1 protein-coding gene is annotated in these 383 nt (G+C 72.8%); it reads right to left on the minus strand.

Going from position 1 to position 383, the window contains the following annotated elements:
- Positions 1-383 (minus strand): hypothetical protein (locus I6F37_RS44790; protein WP_225155099.1); only part of this gene is annotated, 383 nt, incomplete at both ends.

Consider the following 383-nt stretch of genomic DNA (forward strand, 5'->3'; position numbering starts at 1 on the left):
CAGTCGGGGCGGCGGGGCGTGACGGAGATCGACGGCACGTTGGCGCCGGCGCCGCAGCGCAGCACCGCGTCGATCATGCCGACCAGGTGCTCGACGTCCATCAGCGCGCCCGAGAGCAGCCGACGTTCCAGCCAGAGCGTCACCATCTCGGTGGCCAGCTCCGGATCCCACTCGGCCGTGAACTGCGACTGACCGATGCCCTCGCCCCCGCCACAGTCGCCGACGACGACGCGCGTGAAGCCCACCTGGGGGTGCTCGACGCGCCAGGCCTCGACGAGCTTGTCGAGCGCGGCCTTGGTGACGGTGTAGGCGCCCAGTCCCGGCCAGGGCGCCGACTCCGACGCGCTGACCGACGAGAGGTACGCGACGGCGCCGCGCGACTC

The sequence above is a fragment of the Bradyrhizobium sp. NBAIM08 genome (genome assembly GCF_020193935.1).
Lineage (GTDB): Bacteria > Pseudomonadota > Alphaproteobacteria > Rhizobiales > Xanthobacteraceae > Bradyrhizobium > Bradyrhizobium yuanmingense.